Source organism: Vibrio diabolicus, assembly GCF_011801455.1.
GTDB classification, from domain to species: Bacteria; Pseudomonadota; Gammaproteobacteria; order Enterobacterales; family Vibrionaceae; genus Vibrio; species Vibrio diabolicus.
In genome coordinates, this window is record NZ_CP042452.1 from 923,592 (window position 1) to 945,004 (window position 21,413).

General features: G+C 43.9%; 18 protein-coding genes. 10 read left to right on the top strand and 8 right to left on the bottom strand.

Features of this window, described 5'->3' with window-relative positions; all coding sequences use genetic code 11:
- Positions 1-61: 61 nt before the first annotated feature.
- From FR741_RS19395 to cutA, 3 genes are read left to right on the top strand one after another with little or no spacing between them, the layout of a single operon-like run.
- Positions 62-1,771 carry an SgrR family transcriptional regulator gene (locus FR741_RS19395; RefSeq protein ID WP_167427492.1) on the top strand — a complete coding sequence of 570 codons (1,710 nt, stop codon included), beginning with the start codon at positions 62-64 and terminating at the stop codon, positions 1,769-1,771.
- Positions 1,755-2,006 (top strand): hypothetical protein, encoded by a 252-nt coding sequence (locus tag FR741_RS19400; RefSeq protein WP_053349877.1) that lies wholly within the window; start codon positions 1,755-1,757, stop codon positions 2,004-2,006. The genes FR741_RS19395 and FR741_RS19400 overlap by 17 nt, the downstream gene beginning before the upstream one ends.
- A gap of 14 nt (positions 2,007-2,020) precedes the next feature.
- The gene (gene cutA, locus FR741_RS19405; protein WP_031780471.1) at positions 2,021-2,353 is read left to right on the top strand and encodes a divalent-cation tolerance protein CutA; all 333 of its coding nucleotides are present in this window, start codon (positions 2,021-2,023) and stop codon (positions 2,351-2,353) included.
- Here cutA and FR741_RS19410 read toward each other — a convergent pair.
- Complete coding sequence (locus FR741_RS19410) at positions 2,315-2,911, bottom strand: DUF2238 domain-containing protein (RefSeq protein WP_074190660.1); 597 nt, start codon at positions 2,909-2,911, stop codon at positions 2,315-2,317. The two genes, cutA and FR741_RS19410, sit on opposite strands and share 39 nt — an antisense overlap.
- 242 nt (positions 2,912-3,153) lie before the next feature.
- On the opposite strand from FR741_RS19410, the gene FR741_RS19415 reads away from it, so the two are divergent.
- Both FR741_RS19415 and FR741_RS19420 read left to right on the top strand, forming a co-directional pair.
- The gene (locus FR741_RS19415) at positions 3,154-3,993 is read left to right on the top strand and encodes an isopenicillin N synthase family dioxygenase (RefSeq protein WP_005376329.1); all 840 of its coding nucleotides are present in this window, start codon (positions 3,154-3,156) and stop codon (positions 3,991-3,993) included.
- Between the two features lie 203 nt (positions 3,994-4,196).
- Positions 4,197-4,817 carry a DNA-J related domain-containing protein gene (locus FR741_RS19420; protein ID WP_012842300.1) on the top strand — a complete coding sequence of 207 codons (621 nt, stop codon included), beginning with the start codon at positions 4,197-4,199 and terminating at the stop codon, positions 4,815-4,817.
- Between the two features lie 82 nt (positions 4,818-4,899).
- Here the strand turns inward: FR741_RS19420 and FR741_RS19425 are convergent, their stop codons facing one another.
- From FR741_RS19425 to tesA, 4 genes are all read right to left on the bottom strand, one after another.
- Positions 4,900-6,555: an ABC-ATPase domain-containing protein gene (locus FR741_RS19425; RefSeq protein ID WP_167427493.1), complete on the bottom strand. Its 1,656-nt coding sequence runs from the start codon at positions 6,553-6,555 to the stop codon at positions 4,900-4,902.
- A gap of 71 nt (positions 6,556-6,626) precedes the next feature.
- Positions 6,627-8,537, bottom strand: a complete 1,911-nt coding sequence (locus FR741_RS19430; RefSeq protein ID WP_053808423.1) for a bifunctional diguanylate cyclase/phosphodiesterase — start codon at positions 8,535-8,537, stop codon at positions 6,627-6,629.
- 180 nt (positions 8,538-8,717) lie between these two features.
- Positions 8,718-9,917: an enoyl-ACP reductase FabV gene (gene fabV, locus FR741_RS19435; protein WP_012842298.1), complete on the bottom strand. Its 1,200-nt coding sequence runs from the start codon at positions 9,915-9,917 to the stop codon at positions 8,718-8,720.
- An 82-nt stretch (positions 9,918-9,999) separates the two neighbouring features.
- Positions 10,000-10,602, bottom strand: coding sequence for a multifunctional acyl-CoA thioesterase I/protease I/lysophospholipase L1 (gene tesA / locus FR741_RS19440; protein ID WP_005395483.1), 603 nt, complete (start codon positions 10,600-10,602; stop codon positions 10,000-10,002).
- On the opposite strand from tesA, the gene FR741_RS19445 reads away from it, so the two are divergent.
- From FR741_RS19445 to FR741_RS19455, 3 genes are all read left to right on the top strand, one after another.
- Positions 10,601-11,293: an ABC transporter ATP-binding protein gene (locus FR741_RS19445; RefSeq protein ID WP_005395482.1), complete on the top strand. Its 693-nt coding sequence runs from the start codon at positions 10,601-10,603 to the stop codon at positions 11,291-11,293. The two genes, tesA and FR741_RS19445, sit on opposite strands and share 2 nt — an antisense overlap.
- Positions 11,293-13,749, top strand: a complete 2,457-nt coding sequence (locus FR741_RS19450) for an ABC transporter permease (RefSeq protein WP_167427494.1) — start codon at positions 11,293-11,295, stop codon at positions 13,747-13,749. The genes FR741_RS19445 and FR741_RS19450 overlap by 1 nt, the downstream gene beginning before the upstream one ends.
- Before the next feature lie 353 nt (positions 13,750-14,102).
- Positions 14,103-15,542: an FAD-dependent oxidoreductase gene (locus tag FR741_RS19455; RefSeq protein ID WP_152814685.1), complete on the top strand. Its 1,440-nt coding sequence runs from the start codon at positions 14,103-14,105 to the stop codon at positions 15,540-15,542.
- A 27-nt stretch (positions 15,543-15,569) separates the two neighbouring features.
- On the opposite strand, the gene FR741_RS19460 is transcribed toward FR741_RS19455, so the two are convergent.
- Genes FR741_RS19460 through FR741_RS19470 form a run of 3 tightly spaced genes read right to left on the bottom strand, consistent with a single transcriptional unit; the run spans position 15,570 to position 17,940 of the window.
- Positions 15,570-16,505: a 5-oxoprolinase subunit C family protein gene (locus FR741_RS19460; RefSeq protein ID WP_046876110.1), complete on the bottom strand. Its 936-nt coding sequence runs from the start codon at positions 16,503-16,505 to the stop codon at positions 15,570-15,572.
- The gene (locus FR741_RS19465; RefSeq protein WP_046876111.1) at positions 16,502-17,185 is read right to left on the bottom strand and encodes a 5-oxoprolinase subunit B family protein; all 684 of its coding nucleotides are present in this window, start codon (positions 17,183-17,185) and stop codon (positions 16,502-16,504) included. Before FR741_RS19465 ends, FR741_RS19460 begins: the two co-directional genes overlap by 4 nt.
- A complete protein-coding gene (locus tag FR741_RS19470) occupies positions 17,185-17,940 on the bottom strand; it encodes a 5-oxoprolinase subunit PxpA (RefSeq protein WP_167427495.1) in 756 nt (251 codons plus the stop codon). The genes FR741_RS19465 and FR741_RS19470 overlap by 1 nt, the downstream gene beginning before the upstream one ends.
- A gap of 319 nt (positions 17,941-18,259) precedes the next feature.
- On the opposite strand from FR741_RS19470, the gene FR741_RS19475 reads away from it, so the two are divergent.
- Positions 18,260-20,218 carry a diguanylate cyclase domain-containing protein gene (locus tag FR741_RS19475; RefSeq protein ID WP_167427496.1) on the top strand — a complete coding sequence of 653 codons (1,959 nt, stop codon included), beginning with the start codon at positions 18,260-18,262 and terminating at the stop codon, positions 20,216-20,218.
- A gap of 54 nt (positions 20,219-20,272) precedes the next feature.
- Positions 20,273-21,289: a UDP-glucose 4-epimerase GalE gene (gene galE / locus FR741_RS19480; protein WP_053808414.1), complete on the top strand. Its 1,017-nt coding sequence runs from the start codon at positions 20,273-20,275 to the stop codon at positions 21,287-21,289.
- Positions 21,290-21,413: the final 124 nt, after the last annotated feature.

Consider the following 21,413-nt stretch of genomic DNA (forward strand, 5'->3'; position numbering starts at 1 on the left):
CACTTTTTGATAAAAATGAGGAAACTTAGCTTATCAACAATAAGATAAGAATTTCCTCTTTATGAGTAGCCCTCGTTTACGTGTTCAGTTCGAAACACTGTTTGAAAAATTTTCCGGTCACGATACGGACGTTCAGCTTGAAGACATCACCGAAGCGCTGTTTTGTACACGTCGTAATGCTCGTATTGTTCTCAATAAATTAGAAGAGGAGGGCTGGATTGAATGGCATCCAGCGGCGGGTCGAGGAAAACTCTCAAAACTCGTTTTCAAACGTAACCGTAGCGATGTCAGTGAAAACCTCGCCAGACGTTATCTCGACGAAGGGAAAATTGGCCAGGCTCTAGATGCGCTTGATAACGACGCGGCTCGATTAACGCAGGTTATTCAGGGTTATTTAGGGCTTCAGCATCGACAGGGCGAACAGGTGGTACGTTTGCCTTATTATCGACCATTGGCGATGTTAAACCCACAGAAACCGATGCGACGTTCTGAACAGCACATCGCCAGACAAATTTTTAGCGGGCTAACTCGCCTTGATGAAAATGAACAACTTCAGCCAGATTTAGCCCACACATGGGAAGCCATTTCTGATACGCACTGGCGTTTTTATCTTCGTCGTGGGGTGCGTTTTCATAATGGTGAACCGTTATCAACCAGTTGTGTACTTGAAAGTGTGCTTGCACTAAGTAGCTTGAACCTGTTTTCTCATATAAAAAAGGTATCTTCACCACAGGAATGGACCGTCGATATTGAACTTGTTCGTCCTGATCGCTACCTGCCTTTGGCGCTGAGTGAGTCGCAAGCAAAAATTTTGCTACCAAGCGCTTTGCGTTCAGAAAACTTCGATAGACAACCGATAGGGACAGGGCCGTTCCAAGTTAAAATGAATGATGATAAGCGTCTCATTTTGACTGCTTTTGATGGCTACTTTGGCTTTCGTCCCTTACTGGACCAAGTTGAGGTGTGGGTAATTGATGAAGCGTACTCTTCAATGGTCTATCCAAGCTTGTCTAAGCCAAAGATGGATAAACAAGGTTCATCTGATGAGGTCGAGCTTGATCCTGGCTGTACATTCCTATTACTAAACAAAAACACCGGGATTGCAAAAGACCCTCGCTGGGCAGAATTCCTATCACAAACTCTCAACAGTCACCAAATTTATGCTCATGTTCCTCAGGATAAAGTGATGGAACTGGGAGTATTGCAAGCCTTTGGCCTTAAGCCAGGTTGGATTGACCTTAGGCCAGCAGAGGCGGGAACCGTGCCGCAGGCTGATAAGGTGATTTACGTGGCGTATCAGAAAAAGCATCCGATGTTTCCAGTAGTTGCCAAGGCCATCAAGACACTCTTAAAACCGCACGGTATAGAGGTCGAGTTTATTCGTTATGATTCTCAACCGCCCGCACCGGAGGAAGTGGATATTTGGGTGAAAGCCATGGGCATTGCAACGAATCGAAATGACGCGTTGGCTGGCTGGCTTCTGGATTACAGTGATATTGAGAAATTCAGTTCTGGTTACGATTTTAGCGAATGGGCGAAGCTCGTTGATCAGTGGCGTGCTGGTGTTTATCCAGACTTCCCTGCACGTGAGCTAGGACGTCAGTTGGTAAAAAGTTGTCAGGTGATTCCGATGTTTCACTGCTGGTTGGGTGTCAATAAAGACCACAGCGGTGCCTTACAAAATGCAAAGTGTAATGCCTTAGGTTGGTTTGACTTTAATAACGTATGGGTAAAACCTGATATAGAAAATAATCATGGCGAAACCGAATAAGAAACAGCCGACGAAAACTGTCGATATCTATTGCTCAAAGTGTAAAACTCAACTATTCAAGTACCGTAAAGGCGGAAAAGGCGCACTGGTCAAATGCTTCAAAGAGCGCATTGTTGACGATTTCACACAAACCCCATGCATCTGTCCCAGTTGCGGGCAAGAGTTTGCAAGAGATACCCTAGTGAGAGGAACGCCCGCTTACAAAATGATTGGCGGCAAAGTGACAATGAAATAATGAAGGGCTAGAAAATGAGTATAAAACATGACTACTGCATGGTGTTAAGCACAACCAGCAACGAAAAAAATCGAGATCAGATCATTAAAGGTTTGCTAGATGCCCAATTAGCCGCGTGTATTCAAACGATGCCTATTGAAAGTCACTATGTGTGGAAAGGGGAGATTTGTACTGACAACGAATGGTTGCTGGTGATTAAAACTCGTCGAGAGCTCTATGAATTGGTGGAAGAGAAAATAGAAAACCTGCACGAATATGAAGTAGCACAGATCGTACAGGTTCCAATTGTTGATGGGTTTAACCCTTATTTAGAGTGGCTGAGAGAATCGACGCTGAGCCGACATTAAAAACAGCGACAACGCTGCACCAACGGTGTCGCACAACATATCTTTCTGGGCGTCCCATATGTCACCTTGCGAGCCCAGAAAGGCGATTCCTTCATCGCCGCCAGCCAATTCTGCATACCACCATTCGATAATCTCATAGCCTGCTGCAAGCGACATGATCGCAAACAAAGCAAACCAGCAAGAGAACGTTTTGTTGAACTTATTCTTGTGTATCAAGTATTCAGCTATCGGATACGCATAAAGGCCAATCGAAAAGTGCGCAACGCGATCAAAGTTGTTTCTATCTGAACCAATCATGTCGTTAAACCAGTCAAATGGTACTTCGGAAAACGTATATTTCGCTCCGATAGTGTGCAAACAGAGCCAGATGAACATTAAAAGGTAAGCCGTATTACTGAATTGATAGCGAATCGAGATTACCCAAATAGCAACAAGAATACCAATTGCTGGGATAATCTCTGCAAACCAAACGGCACGTGAGTTAGGTTCTAACGCAGAAAATAAAAACACGATGGCATAAAAAATCGTCAATCCTAAGAGTGTCGAGGTGCTTTTCATAGAGTTACTTGATCCTTCAATTTATCTTACAGTGGGACTCCATAGACTTGGGTAATGATTACACTTAATTGAACGGTGTGCAATTGTTATTTTGATGGTGTTTTTGATCACTGAAAATGTTGATTTATTGCCAAACTGCTCAACATTAAAACGTTTGCGCGTGCACTTTTCATTAAAGTTTGATTTACAACATGCCCATCCATAGAATCCGTGATTCAGTCTAATAAAAAAGAAGTAAAGCCATGAAACTGGAAACTGTCGATTATCTTGCTGACGATGCTGCTCAACAGTTCGTTACCTCTCTGCGCGAAACAGGGTTCGGTGTGTTGAAAAACCACCCGATTCCACAAGAGCTTGTAGAGTCAATTTACAAAAACTGGCATGAGTTTTTCTGTTCAGATCAAAAGAATGATTTTCACTTTAACGTAGACACCCAAGATGGCTACTTCCCACCTTCTGTGTCTGAAGTAGCGAAAGGGCACAAAGTGAAAGACATCAAAGAGTACTTTCATGTTTACCCTTGGGGCCAGATCCCAGAGCAACTTAAAGCTGAAATCTTAGAGTACTATGAGCGGGCGAATGCATTTGCTCAGGAGCTATTAGGCTGGGTTGAAGCGTACGCACCTAAGGACGTTCAAGAGAAGTTCTCTATCGCGTTGTCAGAAATGATCAATAACAGCGACAAAACATTACTACGCGTTCTTCACTACCCACCGATGACAGGCGAAGAAGAGCCTGGCGCTATTCGTGCTGCTGCGCATGAAGACATTAACCTACTAACGGTTCTGCCAGCCGCTAATGAGCCTGGACTGCAAGTAAAGAGCAAAGAGGGTGATTGGATAGATGTACCATGTGACTTCGGAAACTTAATCATCAACATTGGTGATATGCTTCAAGAAGCGTCGGGCGGTTACTTTCCTTCAACGACTCACCGTGTAATCAACCCAACGGGTGGCCGTCAAGAAAAGTCGCGTATTTCATTGCCGTTGTTCTTGCATCCAAAGCCAGAAGTGGTTTTGTCAGAGCGCTACACCGCACATAGCTACCTTATGGAACGTTTACGTGAACTAGGGGTTATTTAACCTTTACGTGATCTCCTTACAAAGGCCGATGGTTGATGACTATCGGCCTTTTGTTGTTTATGGTACAAAATGATACCCACGCTTAATTCGGTGCCACAGAAATTGGGCCTGAAACACGCGTCAGCAAGCATTTTTACCAGTACAGATGAGCAGCTTTCTCTGAGATTAGTGTGATGCTTCAATATTAAAAACAGAGAGGATGAATGGAAGGACAACGCACGGTCAGTAGTATTGAGACTCACGCAATAGAAAACCCGTTGCTTTGGCCAATGCTAGAAATTCTTAGAAAGCAGCCTTCCGATTGGAAAGTTCACACCTTAGCAAGCAAGTTGAGTGAACAGGGCTACATTTCGAAATTGGATGATTCTCCTGATAAGGATTTATTCAAACGAAATTTCTTAATCATGAACGCGCTATACCAACTGCAAGAAACGCTTTACCCAGATGCCTGGCTGCAAGTTGAAGCGATGAATATCCAGCTGATGTCTTCGTTAGAAGCTTCGAGGCATATCGTTGATATTAACGACCCTTTGCGTGAATATTATCTGGATTGGCGCAACTACGAAGCGGACGAAGATGAAGTGCGTCGATTGTTGAATGAATTTTGGACCACTTATCAAAAATTCATTGGTGGTTCGTCTACAGTCAGCGTGGATAAAACAAAAGCACTCTCACTGTTTGAGCTTAACCCTGATGCAACACCCGCAGAAATTAGAAAGCAGTGGCGAAAACTCGCGCTTCGTTGGCATCCTGATCGAGAAAATGGTGATGCAGAAAGGTTTAGAATTCTTTGTGAAGCGTGGAATGTACTGAGAAACGAATGATTCGGTATGAATAAAGATAAAGGAAGGCAGCTAACTATTAGCTGCCTTTTTTCATTGGATTGTCTCAATCAGCGTATCAAAACTAGCATGATGGCTTAAACTGAGATTTTCTCATGCGGTTAAGCGCAGCCATTACGTCTAGTGTGCGTGGTTTGGCTAAGTCCCCTTGCTTAGGGAGCGATGCATGCCACTCACCAGACAGCATTTCTTCAATTTCCTTCGCTGGATGATTACACCAGCCTGGAAGCTGAGCGATTTGGAACCATAACCAGCCAATCGTGTTGACTTCATCAGCGGACTCAATCTGTTCCAAAGCGCTAAGGTCAGTAAACTCTTTGCCAAATCGAAGTGACTCTTTGCCTTTCGCATTCACACGGAATTTACCGTCAGTGAGAATATTCATCAAAGCAACGCGATTCAGGGCGCGAGGCGGGAAGGTTTGTAAGCGTTCTTCCGATTCGTTATGACGTTGAGTAGGGTGCTGAGCGATCACTTCTTTCGCTTTTTCTGTCACATCAACCGCTTGGTAGTCGTGCATCTGAATGACTGTGTCGGCAACGTCTAAGTAGTCGCCTGAACCACCCATAACGATAATGGTAGAGATATCGAGATCATCTCGCAATTGACCAATGCGATCGACAAGAGGGGTAATTGGTTCATCACCTTTTGCCACCAATGCCTGCATACGCTCATCTCGAATCATGAAGTTCGTCGCAGAGGTGTCTTCATCAATCAATAACGTGCTCGCACCCGCTTCAATAGACTCTTGAAGCCAAGCGGCTTGTGATGTTGAGCCTGATGCATCTTGAGTCGAAAAGTCCGCTGTATCTTTACCCATTGGCAAATGGTTGATGTAATTCGACAGGTTCAAATGATGCACGCATCGACCATCTTCGGCGCGGATCTTCATTGCCTTTTCATCAGCTACGATGTATTCACGACCATCTCCTGGAATATGGTCGTAAATCGAACGCTCAATCGCATTCAGTAAGGTAGATTTACCGTGGAAACCGCCACCAACGATTAGCGTAATGCCCTTTGGAATCCCTAATCCCGTGACATGGCCTTTGTTTGGTGCATGTAAAGTCACTTGCAGCGATTCAGGGGCTTTGAATTCAACCGCCTCTTTCATTGGGAGATCACAGTTACCGGCAATTCGAGGGAGAATGCTGCCATTTGCGACAAACGCAACTAGGTTATTGGCTTCCAACTGTGCACGCAGGGCATCTTGGTCTTCAACAACTTGGCAATGCTCAATCAATGCTGCTTTGTCGAGTTCACGCTCTAAGGTTGCTCGACGGATAAACTTAGGCAAATGGAAAGTCAGTATGTTGTTGGCTTTTTTCCCCAACACTGAACGACCTTCAGCAGGCAAGTTAACTCGAAAACGCAGTTCAATACCTTCCTCGGTAAACAATACTGCGGTGCTATCCAATACAGTTTGGCCATTCAATGAAATGGATACTGAGTTTTCTTGTTTAGCAAACTGCTCAAAACTGCGCGCAATAAAATCACGTGCTGCTCGTTGAAAAGCAGGGGACTCGTCTTTTAACCATTCCAGACCAGTCAAGGACCAGGCGCGAGTTGCACGAAAACGTGACGCTGAAGCATACGGGTCTCCTTGTACGTGATCGATGAACAAAGTGAAATCAGTGAAGTCGTATTGACCTTTGATTTGCTGATAAGCGCGGTAGTTCTGCTTTTCAATTTTCTTAAGCGTGGCAGTCAACTGATCCATGAAGATATTGGCCTTTTAATAGAAGCGGGCGGCGATTATAGAAACCACCGCCACCTTAGTAAAGAGAATGCTTAGGAAGAGTAGGCGTATTGTCCGCCTGAAAGACGCTGATTAAACAAACTTTGCTCAAATTCATTACAAGGCATAGGTTTACCATAGAGAAAGCCTTGCCCAATATCACAACCCTCACCAATAAGAAACTGCTCTTGTTGGGGGGATTCAATGCCCTCAATAACCACTTGGAGGTCCAGTTTTTTAGCTATGTGTATGATAGAGCAAATGATCGCACGATCATCGTCCGACTTTTCCATTTGCTGGACAAAGCTCTTATCAATCTTGATGGCATCAAATGGGTATTTCTTCAAATAGCTGAAAGAGGCGTACCCTGTACCGAAGTCATCAAGTGACAATGTCACGCCTAATTCGTGCAATTTGTTTAGCGTTGTGCGTGCTACTATTTCATCGGCAATTAAAGCGCTCTCGGTCACCTCGAGTTCGAGAAAATGTGCTGGTAAATGGAAGGATTCGAGTAGGTGTTGCACTTGCTCCGCAAAGTTCACGTTTTGTAATTGAATTGGAGAGACGTTAACGGCAATTTTGAAATTATCAATTAACTCCGACCACTGCTTCGCTTTGTCTATCGCGGTACGAAGAACAAAAGAGCCCACTTCAAAAATAAGCCCGTTTTGTTCGGCCATATGTATTAATGCTTCGTTGGAGACGTCGCCCAGTATTGGGTGTCTCCAGCGCAACAATGCTTCTGCGCCAATCCATTTGTGAGTATGGGGGTGAACTTTGGGCTGAAAGTACAGCATCAGGTCGTCATTTCTTACCGCTTGCAATAAGTAGCTTTCCAATTGATTGTGGTTGTTTAGCTCATTCGAATGACTTTCACAAAAATAACTATACGCTTCGCCAGACTCTTTACACAACAGCATGGCATAGCATGCATTTTGAAGAAGTTGTTTGGCATTGCTGGTTTGGTGGGCTTGAACAACACCAATGTAAGAGTTGAGGTGAACCTCTGTGTCTTTTATATAAAAGCTTCCCAAGCCAATATTGGTGATATCATCCAGTAGCTTCCGCAATTTCATATCAATATCGTTGCCCCAAATGAGTAATACAAGGTCATTCGAGCTCGGCCTTCCGGTAACGAAATAACTCGATTCTCGTTTACCAAGGCGATACCGAAATTCTTTTAATATCTCGTCAAAGGCCTCAAAGCCATAACGGGTTTGGATACTGCGAGCATTACTAAAGCCAATGTTTATCACAAGCAGTGATTGCTGGCTATGATCCAACGTTCCGAGCGTTTCTCCGACAACACTTTCAAGTGCTGCGCGGTTTAAGAATCCGGTTCCCTGATCGTGTGTTTTTTGGTAGCTCACTTGTTTTTCTGCGGCCTTACGACGATCAATCTCTTTTGTTAGGGAGTAACTCAACTGCGCTAAGTCCGTAGTACGGTTCTCAACTCGATTTTTGAGTTCATTATTAAGACGCTGGAGCTTGTGTTGCTGATACACGACGGAGAGCTGCGCTTCGATTGAGTCTTTGAAAGTTCCGAGCAATTGGCGGTAAGTGTCGCTGTATTCATTCTTCTTGGAATCAAGCATGCAGATGGTTCCAAACGTCTCTCCGTTTGGCCAGAATAACGGTAAACCACAATAAGATATCATGCCTAGTTTGATGTCAGGGTTGTTGCACCATTCTTCATCCTCGAGCGCATTAGGAACCATGAGTTCGCTCTTATGCTCAATGACATGCTCACAATACAAACCGTTCCCGAGTAGTTCAGCATCGCCGGTACGATAGGGGTTACCTTGAGTTTCACTGGATGTGTTGACTTCAATACGATCTGGATGGATACGCATGATTAATGTGGTGGGTACATGTGTTATTTGAGCCAGTAAGTTGACGATTTCCTGCCAACTTTTTTGCATAGACTCAGGGATTTCATAATCTAATGTTTGCAATCTCCCCATATAGGTCATCCTTTACGTGGTTTCACTTCCTGTGAATTTAAAATGTAGACTGCTCTATCTTGTTCTCGGTTTTTAATTAAGTATAGGGTGGCTGGGGCTTGAAACAAAAAAAAGTCCTGAAAAGTGTTCAGGACTAGGAATAGTTATCACATATCTCATACTTGAAACAGATAACAAGCATTACGGTTTAAGCGATTTTAGCGACTCAATAGAAATGTCTTGCGAATAGTCGACGTCTTCAAAGTTAAAGCCATTTAGCTTCATAAACTCATCTTTAAAGCCTTGGTAATCACCAATCTCTTTAAAGTTATTGGCGTTCATTTGCTCTAAAAGAGCATGGACTTCTTGTTGTACTTGCGGGTCAAGCTCTAAGTCGTCTATTCGGATTAAGCGTTCGCCGTCAACAGGCACTTTATCTTGATCGTACAATTTAGTGGTAAACAGTCGCTGCATTTGTTCAATACAACGTTCGTGAGTACCTTTTTCCTTCATCACTCGATAAAGAGCTAAAAGGTAGGGACTTAGCGCAGGAATGAACACACTGGCTTTCGTCACCAACGCCTTACACACTGTTGCGTAAGCACCGCCGTCAAAGTTGGCAAGTTTTAGATTTAACGAGTGACTTGTTTGGTGTAAATCTATTTTCGCTCGACCTAACGTACCATCGAGATAGATAGGGTGCGTAACGTCTGGTCCCATGTAAGAAAACGCGATGGTTTTGCAGCCTTGTGCAATCGAGTCATTATTAATCAGTGTATCAATCCAGCTTTCCCAGTCTTCACCGCCCATCACTTTGATAGTGGCTTCGGCCTCTTCCTCTGTTGCTGGAGTTAAAGTGGTTTCTACCCACTGATCGTTTTCCAGCATAATTGAAGCGCCAGTGACAGGCTCACCAATAGGCTTAATGACGCTGCGCCAAAACTCATCAGACTCTGGTTTAGGTCGAACACCCGTCGCTAAGCTATAGATGACTAAATCAACTTCACCTTCAAAGTACGTTTCAATGGCTTCAATCACTTGATTACGGACAGAGTCAGAGAATGCGTCACCAACAATATTGATAGCGGTACGCCCCGCGTGATTTGCTTCTTGTTTAAAAAAGATGTTGTTATACCAACCCGCACTCCCAACGCCTTTGTCTGAAGGCCCGCGCTCAAAGGAGACACCAATGGTATCAGCTTTAGCACCTCCGAAGGTGAGGGCAATACGAGCCGCTAACCCGAAACCAGAGGAAGCACCAATAATCAAAACCCGTTTTGGACCGCTTTTGATCTGCGGGGCGTGTTTTACGTATTCAATTTGCTCTTTAATGGATGCATGACACCCGTATGGGTGAGCAGAGCGAGCAACAACACCTTGAATTAAAGGGTCTATTCGCATGTTGTTATCTATCCTCGATGAGTGGAATTGAAAATAGATTAACGTAAAGTTAAGTAAAACTTATTGAGCTAGACCATTAAAATTAGAGATGTTTAATTAATTCTTGAGCAACAAAGTCAGCAATCCAAGGCTGTGCATCAGGCTTTGGGTGAAGGCCATCATCCATCATCCACTCGGGTTTGATAACCACATGCTCCAAGAAGAATGGCATCAAGGTAACTTGTTGATGTTGTGCAAGCTTAGGGTAGATATCGTAAAACATATCGCTATAGCGCTTACCATAATTAGGTGGCACTCGAATTTGCATCATGACAACGTCCGCACCTGAATCTTTTATCATGGTAATCATTTTTGAGAGATTCGACGTAATAAGTTTAGGAGGGAAACCTCTTAGGCCATCGTTGGCACCTAACTCAATGAGCACCATATCAGGGCTGTGCTGGGTTAGCAGCTGTGGTAATCGAGCTAAGCCGTTGCCTGTGGTATCGCCAGAAATGCTGGCATTAATAACTGTTACATCTTGACCATGTTCTGACAAGGCATCAGGGAGTAAGCTAGGCCAACTCTTTTCGATCGGCATCTGATAGCCCGCGCTCAGGCTATCACCTAAGACAAGTAGCTTTTCGCTCGCATGTGCAGTAGCGGAAAAACAAAAAAATAGAACTAAGGAAAGTATACGAATCATGCAAACACCTGTACTTAATGCACCTATTGTTCAAGCCAATTTGGTTTCTAAACAAGTCTCTACTAATCAAGAGCAATTAACAATCCTCAAAGATGTAAATGTTGACATCAGGAAAGGAGAAAAAATCGCCATCGTCGGTACTTCCGGTGCGGGTAAGTCAACGTTGATGACGTTGTTAGCTGGCCTTGATACACCAACATCAGGTGAAATTACCTTGTTAGGTCATGAGTTATCAAAACTTGACGATGAAGCTCGCGCAAAAATTCGAGCTGACTCTCTAGGTTTTGTTTTCCAAAGTTTCTTATTAATCCCGAGCTTGAGTGCATTACGCAATGTCACGCTTCCTTGTCTTTTACGTGGTGAAGCCGAAGATGAAGCAAGAGCCGCCGAATTATTAACCGCTGTTGGATTGGAAAAACGTGTCGATCATCTTCCAAGTCAATTATCTGGTGGTGAACAACAACGTGTCGCGCTAGCACGTGCCTTTATGACACAGCCTGAACTGTTGTTCGCAGACGAGCCTACCGGCAATCTTGACCATCAAACCGCAGACAAAGTAATTGAGCTTTTATTCGATCTTAATGAGCAGCATGGAACAACGCTGATATTAGTTACACACGATGGTCACCTAGCAAGTCGATGTGACCGTATTTATCGTATGGAGGCGGGTGAGCTTAAGGAGGAGGTGTAATGTCTGCAGTATCATCAAGCGAAGCAACATCGACAGAACGAAGCAGTGCAATAAAACACTCGTCAAACAAAAGCCTAATACGTTGGAGTTTCGGCGAAATAAGACAGGGGAACCTTTGGCCTATTAGCGTTGCTCTTATTCTTGTGATTGCGAGCATCTTTGCGCTTTCTGCATTAGCGGAGCGAATGGAGCAGGTGATCGTCAAGCAGGGGAAGGATGCATTGACAGCGGATGCGGTGTTTGTGTCTGCTAATCCTATACCTGACACGTTGTTATCCTCGACTGAAAACCTAGAACGTTCGACGATGACACGATTTGCCACGATGGCATTTAGCGACAATGGTATGCAGTTGATTTCCGTAAGGGCAGTGGACGACAATTACCCTTTAATGGGAGAACTGGTACTAGACAACAACCCATCCGGTCGCGTTAAAGAGAACCAACTCTGGCTTGATGAGCGGATTATGGCTCAACTAGACGTCAAGTCGGGTGACAGCGTCACTATAGGCGATGCCGATTTTACGGTTTCAGGTGCAGTGCTGATGGAACCTGGGTTAAGCTTTAACCCATTTCAGCAAATGCCTTCTGCATACATCCATCAAAAAGACGTTGAGAAAACAGGAGCAATTCAAGTCGGGAGTCGAGTTCAATACCGTCTGTTTCTACAAGCCGATGATAAAACGCTAAAAGGCCTGCAAGAAGATACTGTTCTTTCTCCTAGTGATCGCTGGCGCACGCAAGATACTGCCAGTCGTAGCAATGAGGTCTTTGAACGAACGACGCAGTATTTGTCTCTAACGGTTGCGATTGTCATCATTATGGCAGCGACAACATTGGTTCTTACTTGCCAAAACTATGTGAATAGTCGAACACAAACCATTGCGATGCTAAAAAGCCTTGGCGCAAGTCGACGATGGATTGAAAAATGGCTGTTTATTCAAGTCACAATCCTGCTCATTAGCGCCAGTGTCGTTGGGTTATTGTTGGGGAGTGGGCTGGAGTACTTATTGCGCATTCCACTCAAAGACTTATTACCCGAGCCTCTACCTAGTTACGGTGTCACCCCATATCTAGTGTCGTTTATCTCAGCGGTCCTGATCACCGTTCCTGCCCTTGGCATACCATTGTTAGGCTTGATTAAAACTCCAGCCTTAGAAGTGCTACAGCAGGGCAAAGCACAACGTTCTTGGAAGCGAATGTTGCTCGTTCTAGTCCCCGTTGTTCCATTACTTTTGCTTTATGCTGATAATACCTTAGTTTGGATTGTTCTTATTGGTATTGCAGTACTTTTTGTTGTGCTTGCTGCAGTGAGCGTCGCACTCACAAAATTGTTTGCGCGTATTTCAACACAACCTGCCATGAAGCTTGCGTTGAGTCGTATCAACCGCACGCCAGTAACCAGTGGCCTGCAGTTTGGTGCTTTGGCGTTGTCTTTGATGCTGCTATCTATTATCTGGCTTGTGCGCAGCGATATTCTCGCGGATTGGGAGAGAACCTTGCCTGCAGACGCGCCAAATGTCTTCGCATTAAATATTGGTGATTACGAACTCGATAGCTACCTAGAAACCTTAGATAAAAATGGGGTTACACGGTCACAAGCTTATCCAATTATTCGTGGTCGATTGACAGAGATTAATGGTCAAAACGTCAAAGAGATTGAATACGAAGGAGAAGGCTCTGACGCAATACGTCGTGAATTGAACCTTACGTGGGGAGACAGCCTGCCAGAGTATAATGATGTGCTTGCGGGTGAATGGACAAATAAGGGGAGTGTCTCCGTAGAAGCCGATGTAGCAAATGACTTGGACATCGAACTTGGTGACAAACTGCGCTTTGTTATTAATAGCCAGAACTACGATGCGGTAGTAGATACCATTCGTTATGTTGAATGGCGTGATATGAAGCCTAACTTTTACTTTATTTTCTCATCCGACGTTATGGCTAATCTACCGGGTTCTTACCTCATCAGTTATAGAATTGATGAAGGGAACGAAGCACTATTAACGTCTATGTCTCGATCTCACCCAACGGTATCTGTTTTAGACATTCGTACCATGGGCGAAAAAATCCAGGATTTGATTCAACAAATCGTATCGGCAATCACTATTCTTGCTCTTTTAGGCGTGGTTGCGGGATTGCTACTTATCTTCACGCTATTGAGATTAAGCTTATCCCAACGTCAGCAGGAGATTCGTTTGTATCGCACATTAGGCTCAAGTAAAAAACGGATCAATACGACTCTGTGGGCCGAATACGGCATTATGGCGTTGATAGCTAGCGGTGTTGCGGTATTCGCTGCGGAAGTTTGTGTGGCCGCGGTAATGACATATGGCTTCGATCTGAACGCACAAATTCACCCCGAATTGTGGATAGCTTTACCACTGGCAACATTTGTTACGTTGGCACTTGTCGTAATGAGTTTGTTGAAAAGATTGTTAACGCCAGTAAACACTTAATCACTGCAAATGTTATTAAATGTGGAACACTCCATGACACTTTTATTTTAGTTATCCACAAAAACAGTGGATAACTTTTGGGATAACTAAATGGGGTAAAAAGTGGGGTGTTTCTGCAGGCTTTGCGCCATGGGTCTTACAGTGAAATTGTTATTCACATAGGTATAAAAAAGTGTCTTCCTAACCATGTCGTCAAGTACTTTTTTTGCAATTTTTTTCTACTTTAACGCACCATAAAGGCGCAGTTGGATATTTCGCAAACCCATGAACTTTTTGTGATTTTAATCAAGCCCAAACACGAGTAGAATCCACCGTTAGTAAAGAATTTTCCTTATAAAATTTTTAGTGAAGCAATGAAGTCTGAGTTTCCAAATTACAAAGATAAGCACATCGCTGTTGTTGGTGGCGGTGTCGCAGGTGCAACAGCAGCAATTCATTTTGCGGAGCTGGGTTTTAAAGTTTCCGTAATAGAGAAGGGCGTATCACTGGTAAATGGTCCGCCCATTTGCCATTTACATGCAGGTGGCAACTTATATCGAGAGATTTCTGAGCAACAATGTTTAGATTTGTTAGCACAATCCATTGATACCGTTCGCCTATATCCGCTTTCACTGAATATTCGCCCGACGATCATTGCAGTTCCTTATTCTGATGGTGGAGACCCATCCGCACTTATTCCTCGACTAGAGGTGGTGAAAAATGCGTATAAAACGCTCGTTGATAAAGATCAAAGCAACAAAGTGCTTGGTGAACCAAGTGAATACTACAAATTGTATTCAAAAGAGGATCTAGAAGCACTCGCACAACGCACTCAACCAAGTCACCCTGCAACCTTTGATGAGTGGTGTATTCCTTTTGCTCAACATGCTGATCTAGAAGCGCTAAAGTACCCAGTTGTGGCGGTTCAGGAATATGGCTGGAGTGTTTTTCGCCTTGCCGCAATTGCCAACTTAACGTTGAACGCTCTGCCAAACGCCTCAGTATGCACACAAGCAACGCTCAAACAAGCGGACTGGATGGGTAATCACTGGCAACTTGGTTACGAACGAGATGGCATTGATTATCTTATGACATGTGACTACTTGGTCAATGCATGTGGTTTTGAAACAGGATCCATTGACAATACCATCGGTGCCAAGCGTGATAGGTTAGTTGAGTTTAAAGCCGCTTACGTAACCAAGTGGGCAGACTGTCAACAACTGTGGCCAGAAGTTATTTTCCATGGACCGCGTGGAACTGATAAAGGAATGGCTCAACTGACCCCCTATGGTAATGGTTATTTTCAGCTTCACGGCATGACGAAAGGAATTACGCTATTTGAAGATGGCTTAGTTGAGAGTACGCCGTCTTCTGCTCAGCCTGAACTGCCAGTACCTTTACTCTCAAAGATACGTAACGGTTGGCGAGAAGAAGTCTTAGAAGAACGAACCAATAATGCTATTAAACACATGGCGCAGTTCATTCCCGACTATCATTCTGCTATCAAAGGGGGAAAAGCCCTGTTTGGTGCCCAGCAAATTCCTGGAACGGATCCGGTACTCAGGGCAGCCGATGTGACCTTTGAAGACAACCATTACGCACGAATAGAAGTGGTAAAAGCGTCATCAACACTACTCGCAGCGCAAAAAATGCTTCAGTTCTGGTTTGATATCGAACCTAACCAAAACGTGGAATCACAACATCCAGTCGCTGTGCATTGGTCTGAGCAAGAAATTGAGCAGTACGCGATTAAACTCACGCAAGAGCGAGACTATCCGCAAGCGTTAGCAGAGCGTTATGGGATGCCGGCATAATAGTTACGTATGGGCTCAGAGGTTGTATTAATATCCAAAAAACTGAGCCCATTGGCACCATACTTCTTGCAAGCCTTGTCTATCTCCTTTCACAAAATTCACTTTTTGCCCGGGTTTCGCCTGTGCCAGCCTTGGCAGGTCAATACGTGCTACACAGCCAAACTTAGGATAGCCACCGATGGTTTGATGATCGTTGAGCAACACAATGGGATTACCATCGTTAGGAACTTGAATCGATCCTAGCGCAATTCCTTCCGACAGTACGCCTTCGTAGGGCGGTTTGATTTTGTTTCCCTCAAGACGATAGCCCATACGATTTGAATCAGGGGATATGGTGAATGCGTTGCTATAAAAGGCTTGGCGAGCGTCTTCATCAAAGTCCTCATTTTGATAGCCTTCAATCACTCTCAGCTTGATAGGTAAGTTGTAATCCGGCTTAAAGCGAAACGTCATCAGCCTTGGTTTGTGTTTCGGTAAGTTATGAGGAAAAAAGGGAAGAATATCGCCTGCTTTTAAAGCGCCACCATTTGAGTCATAACCACCAAGAGATTCTCTCGTGACGGTAGAGGCACTTCCTAAGTGCTGAGCAATATCGAACCCACCTTTAACCGCAAGATAGGATCGAAGTCCATTTTTTGCGACTCCGAACTGCAGCTTCTGCCCCTTCTTCAATGTAAAGTCAGACCAATTTGAGATAGGCTCACCATCTACTTTTGCATTCAAATCACCACCACATATTGCAAGATGGCAGTTATGTAGTGCGACAAAGCAAGCGTTACCCAAAGTAATTTCAATCGCAGCACAATTGACTACGTTACCAAGTAAATGGTTTGCCCAACTGTAGGCGTAATCATCTACGGGGCCACCTTGAGTCACGCCAATATGCGCTAAGCCAAAACGGCCAAAGTCTTGAATCAAAGAAAGTGGCCCTGACTTTTCCACCAGCAATCCAGCGTAACTCATAGAACACCTCCTAACTCGATAAACTTTTGTTTGGAAATGGCATTAAACGTGACCTTGTCACCTACTTCAAACGGTATAAAAGGTGGCGTATCAGAGAAAAGGGGAAGCGGGCTTCTACCGATAATGTTCCATCCGCCAGGACTATCTGATGGATAGACGGCCGTTTTAGAGTCTGCGATTCCCACGCTTCCGGCTGGTACTCGCGTTCTTGGTGTAGCTAACCTTGGCATATGTAATTGAGTATCGACATCGGAGAGGAATGCAAAACCTGGAGCAAAACCAATCGCTGAAACCGCATACTCGGCCTGAGTATGTAAAGAAATGAGCGCGTCTAATGATAGTCCACGATCTTGAAAGCGGGGCAAATCTAGCGCGGTTTCTTCGGAGTAGTATACGGGAATAGTGATGTGGTTAGGTTGAACAAGGCTGAGCGATTGAGTATCAAACTGACGGATCATTTGATGCAGTTTATGCACTAAATCTTTTTCATTGATTCGAAAAGGCAAGTAATCAATCAGGATGGTCTGATAGGAGGGGACTACGTTCATAATGATTGACGCTAGAGTGTCTTTGATGTTTCGAGCAAGTTCTCCGACCGCATTTTCAGAGATATTCTCGTCAAACTTAATGAAAATACTGCACTCAGAGATCAAAGAGATACTAAATTTCTCTTTATGCATTAATTTCCTCCCGCGTATAGGCTTTGACGGATCTTTTGGATCAGCGCGATCGACTCTTCATTGTCACCATGAACACAAATCGTATCGGCTTCCAGTAAAATGTAGCCGCCAGAAGCGGTTTTGACACGCCCAGAGTCTGCTAACGTACGGACTTGCTCAAGTATCGCATGCTCATTCTTTAACACGGCATTAGGCTGTGTCCTAGGTGTAAGTAATCCGTCATCTTGATACAAACGGTCTGCAAATGCTTCAAACAGCAAGGGAACGTCATAATCATCTGCGATTTCTAAGTATTTTTCGTTTTCCTGTGACGCTAAAATCATTAACGGTACTTTGAACAAAGCTGCCGCCTTTACGACTGCTCTAAGTATCGCATCACTTTTCATCATGTCGTTGTATAACGCGCCATGAGGCTTTATATAGCTGATATCTGTGTATTGAGCCCGACAAAGTGCCTGTAAAGCGCCTACTTGGTATATAACCATGTTAGTAATTTCATCACCCGTCATGTTTATACTGCGCCTGCCGAAGCCTTGGAGGTCGGCGTAGCCCGGGTGTGCTCCAATATCAACATCGTTGTCGTTGGCGAGAGTGATAGTGTCGTGCATGACATTAGGATCGGAAGCATGAAAACCGCACGCGATGTTTGCCATATCAACATGAGGCATAACATCTTCGTCTGCCCCCATAATCCAAGAGCCAAAGCTCTCACCCATGTCACAGTTCAATGTAAGTTGCTGTTTATTCAATGTCATACGTTTTATTTCTACACAAGCAATGGGTTCACGATGCAGGAAAATGCATCTAGGTTCAGTGACTCACTTCATTCTTCTATCATGAAAGCGAGGTTTATGATCTGATGGCTGACGAAAAAGATCACTTTAGTCCATAAAGATGTTGCCGTTATTTGAGTTGATCCGAATTTTAAGGTATTTCGTTCCTTTTCCATCCAATTATTGAGAATTTAAGGTTATTTTGCATTGGCATCGTGTTAATCTTGTCGCCCTTAATGGGTAATAGATTGCATAACAACGCTTCTGTCATTTTTAGTGGTTGTCTGCGACAGGAATACATATGTCATTACGAGCAAAGCTTATTTGGCCAATTTTGGTCTTTATAACGGCTATCTTTGTTATCTCAAAAGGTTATACCTCGTATACTGCATACCAATCGTCTAAGCATGAGTTGGTCGAACAAACGAGAAAGTTGATTAACAATGTTTCTTTCTCAATTAAAGATGCGCTAACGACAAAGAACAAGCAAAAAGCTCAAACTACTCTCATCAACTTTTTAAACCAGCCGAATGTTACGCGGGTTAAACTTTACGACCAAGATGATCAGCCTTTCGTTGTTCTTGAAGGAAGTGGGGTATCAGCTCCCGTCCCTAATCAAACTGAAAGAAGCAAGTTACACGCGCTAGGTTATGCCTTATCAGCCAAATTTCTTTATGTTCTAGAGCCAATTATTCACGATGGTCGTGTCATTGGCAGTATGAGGGTTACGCTTTCCCATCGTCCAATCATAGAAGCCCAACAATCTTTACTTCGAGATGGTGCTGTACTTCTTCTGTTGCTGTTCGCTGGTGGCACTATCTTTTACATAAGTATCGATAGGCTTGTTCTCAAACCTGTTATAGAGCTGAGACATACGATAGAGAGCGTGACACACGGACAAAATACGGATACTCAAGTTCGCTATTACTCCAAGGATGAAATTGGAGAACTCGCACATTCCTTCAATCAAATGATGAACAAGTTAACAACACGCGAGAAACAGCGGCAACACTCATTAGAAATGTTAGAACAAAAGCGGGCGTTTTCAGAAGAAGTCATTGAATCTGTTCAACACGCATTAGTTATTACCGACAACTTCGGGCGTGTTATTTACTGTAATACTGCGACTCGGCAGATATTTCAAAAAAAGTCAGAGGAACTTGAGCATGCCAATATCCGTGATCTAATTAAAACGAAAACACCGAATGAGCTGAGCCAAATCCTAAGTAGGGGGCTAGAATGCGATGACATTCACCTCAAAAATGCAGACAAAGAACAGCAGTTGAGTTTAACCAGTCGTCGTTTGTCCACACATGGACACTTATTGTTTTCGATTCAAGATATCACCGAAATTGAAGAGGCCATGAGCAGGCAGCGTGTTGCGGGGCGTGTTTTTGAGAGCAGCCAAGATGGCCTCATCGTTCTTAATCATCGAGGTGTTATCACAATGGCTAACCCTGCGGTCACTAAGTTAGTTGGACTAGAGATGGATCAGCTTATTGGGAGGTCATTTATCCAAACACTTAAGTGGCGCAAGTTGCAGGAAATGATGCCTAGCATCATTGAATCGATAGAAAACTACGGGGTATGGCAAGGGGAAGTTATTGAACAGAACCATCTTGGCCAGTTTGTGCCGATGTTTGCAAGGGTTAATCGTATCGTTAAGTGTGAAGACAATGGGTTCTACGACCTAGTCATTGTTCTTACCGATCTTTCTGGTGCAAAAGAGATGGAACGACTTGAGTACTTAGCTCATCACGATGCACTAACGGGGTTAGCGAATCGCTCCAAGTTCCATTTAGAGTTGGAAGAATTAGTACAACGGTCGGGATACTTACGTGACGAATTTGCGGTGCTTTACCTCGATCTCGATGGTTTTAAAGAGGTTAATGATACCTATGGCCATGACGCAGGTGATGAAGTTCTGAAAAAAGTAGCCGAGCGTCTAACATCTGCGACTCGACATAGTGATTTAATCGCAAGACTTTCGGGTGATGAATTTGTCATGTTGGTTAATCCTGCCAACCAAAAAGTCGTCACCCGAATTGCAGAACAACTGCTCGAAAGCGTATGCACACCAATCGAGTACAAAGGTAACTCGCTCAAGGTTGGCGTTAGCATCGGCGTAAAATTGGTCGGTGTTAATGAGCGAGATGCCACTCGAGTGTTAAAAAGTGCAGATACTGCAATGTATCAAGCTAAAAAAGCCGGAAAAGGCCAAGCAATATTAATGGGATGCGAATTGCAGGAGACAGTTTAAATCGTAACGTCAAAGCTTTAAACTAAACCCATTCGCGTCAGAAGGAATGATAAAATGAAAGTACTTGTTACGGGTGGTATGGGCTATATTGGTAGCCATACATGTATTCAAATGATCGAAGCTGGTATGACGCCAGTGATTCTAGATAACCTGTACAACAGTAAGTCTACGGTCTTAGATCGCATTGAAAAGGTATGTGGCGTAAAGCCAACCTTCATTCAAGCCGATATCAGAGATAAATCGACAATGGTAGAGGTTCTAAAATCGCACGATATCGAAGCGGTTATCCATTTTGCAGGTTTAAAGGCCGTCGGTGAGTCCGTAGCAAAACCCCTAGAGTATTATGACAACAATGTGAATGGCACTTTGGTATTGGTTGATGCAATGCGCGAAGCTGGAGTTAAATCGTTGGTATTTAGCTCCTCAGCAACTGTCTATGGCGATCCTGCATCTGTTCCAATCACAGAAGACTTTCCAACTAGCGCAACTAACCCTTATGGACGCAGTAAATTAATGGTGGAAGAATGTTTAACGGACTTCCAAAAAGCGAATCCAGATTGGAGCATCACACTTCTTCGTTACTTTAACCCTGTAGGTTCACATCCAACTGGTGAGTTAGGTGAAGATCCTCAAGGTATTCCAAATAACCTAATGCCGTTTGTTTCTCAAGTTGCAGTGGGCCGCCGAGAGTTCCTCTCTGTATTCGGTAGCGACTACCCAACGAAAGATGGCACCGGCGTGCGTGACTACATTCATGTGATGGACTTATCCGATGGTCACGTCGCTGCTTTGGAAAAAGTAGGCAACAAAGCTGGCCTTCATGTCTATAACCTTGGCACTGGCAATGGCTACAGTGTGCTTGAAATGGTGAAAGCATTTGAAGCCGCAAGTGGTAAAGATGTTCCATACCAACTTGTTGAACGTCGTCCAGGCGATATTGCGGAGTGTTGGGCTGATCCATCAAAAGCAATGAATGAGTTAGGTTGGAAAGCGTCTCGCACTCTAGAAGAAATGACTGGTGATACATGGCGTTGGCAATCTAACAACCCTCAAGGTTACCCAGACGTCTAATTTTGATTTACACAATAATAACAAAAAGACGCATAATTGCGTCTTTTTTGATCCAAATCGGAAAAAATCGTAAATTACTGGTTAAAAGGTAGCAAGTCTATATAGAGCTGTTAAACTATGTCCG

Bases quoted from the DNA above. Each gene is read 5' to 3' on its own strand.
- FR741_RS19400 (WP_053349877.1), top strand. From the start codon at position 1,755: ATGGCGAAACCGAATAAGAAACAGCCGACGAAAACTGTCGATATCTAT.
- FR741_RS19475 (WP_167427496.1), top strand. From the start codon at position 18,260: ATGTCATTACGAGCAAAGCTTATTTGGCCAATTTTGGTCTTTATAACG.
- FR741_RS19450 (WP_167427494.1), top strand. From the start codon at position 11,293: ATGTCTGCAGTATCATCAAGCGAAGCAACATCGACAGAACGAAGCAGT.
- FR741_RS19460 (WP_046876110.1), bottom strand. From the start codon at position 16,505: ATGAGTTACGCTGGATTGCTGGTGGAAAAGTCAGGGCCACTTTCTTTG.
- FR741_RS19430 (WP_053808423.1), bottom strand. From the start codon at position 8,537: ATGGGGAGATTGCAAACATTAGATTATGAAATCCCTGAGTCTATGCAA.
- FR741_RS19465 (WP_046876111.1), bottom strand. From the start codon at position 17,185: ATGCATAAAGAGAAATTTAGTATCTCTTTGATCTCTGAGTGCAGTATT.
- fabV (WP_012842298.1), bottom strand. From the start codon at position 9,917: ATGCGAATAGACCCTTTAATTCAAGGTGTTGTTGCTCGCTCTGCTCAC.
- cutA (WP_031780471.1), top strand. From the start codon at position 2,021: ATGAGTATAAAACATGACTACTGCATGGTGTTAAGCACAACCAGCAAC.
- FR741_RS19410 (WP_074190660.1), bottom strand. From the start codon at position 2,911: ATGAAAAGCACCTCGACACTCTTAGGATTGACGATTTTTTATGCCATC.
- FR741_RS19470 (WP_167427495.1), bottom strand. From the start codon at position 17,940: ATGACATTGAATAAACAGCAACTTACATTGAACTGTGACATGGGTGAG.
- FR741_RS19445 (WP_005395482.1), top strand. From the start codon at position 10,601: ATGCAAACACCTGTACTTAATGCACCTATTGTTCAAGCCAATTTGGTT.
- galE (WP_053808414.1), top strand. From the start codon at position 20,273: ATGAAAGTACTTGTTACGGGTGGTATGGGCTATATTGGTAGCCATACA.
- FR741_RS19455 (WP_152814685.1), top strand. From the start codon at position 14,103: ATGAAGTCTGAGTTTCCAAATTACAAAGATAAGCACATCGCTGTTGTT.
- FR741_RS19420 (WP_012842300.1), top strand. From the start codon at position 4,197: ATGGAAGGACAACGCACGGTCAGTAGTATTGAGACTCACGCAATAGAA.
- FR741_RS19415 (WP_005376329.1), top strand. From the start codon at position 3,154: ATGAAACTGGAAACTGTCGATTATCTTGCTGACGATGCTGCTCAACAG.
- tesA (WP_005395483.1), bottom strand. From the start codon at position 10,602: ATGATTCGTATACTTTCCTTAGTTCTATTTTTTTGTTTTTCCGCTACT.
- FR741_RS19395 (WP_167427492.1), top strand. From the start codon at position 62: ATGAGTAGCCCTCGTTTACGTGTTCAGTTCGAAACACTGTTTGAAAAA.
- FR741_RS19425 (WP_167427493.1), bottom strand. From the start codon at position 6,555: ATGGATCAGTTGACTGCCACGCTTAAGAAAATTGAAAAGCAGAACTAC.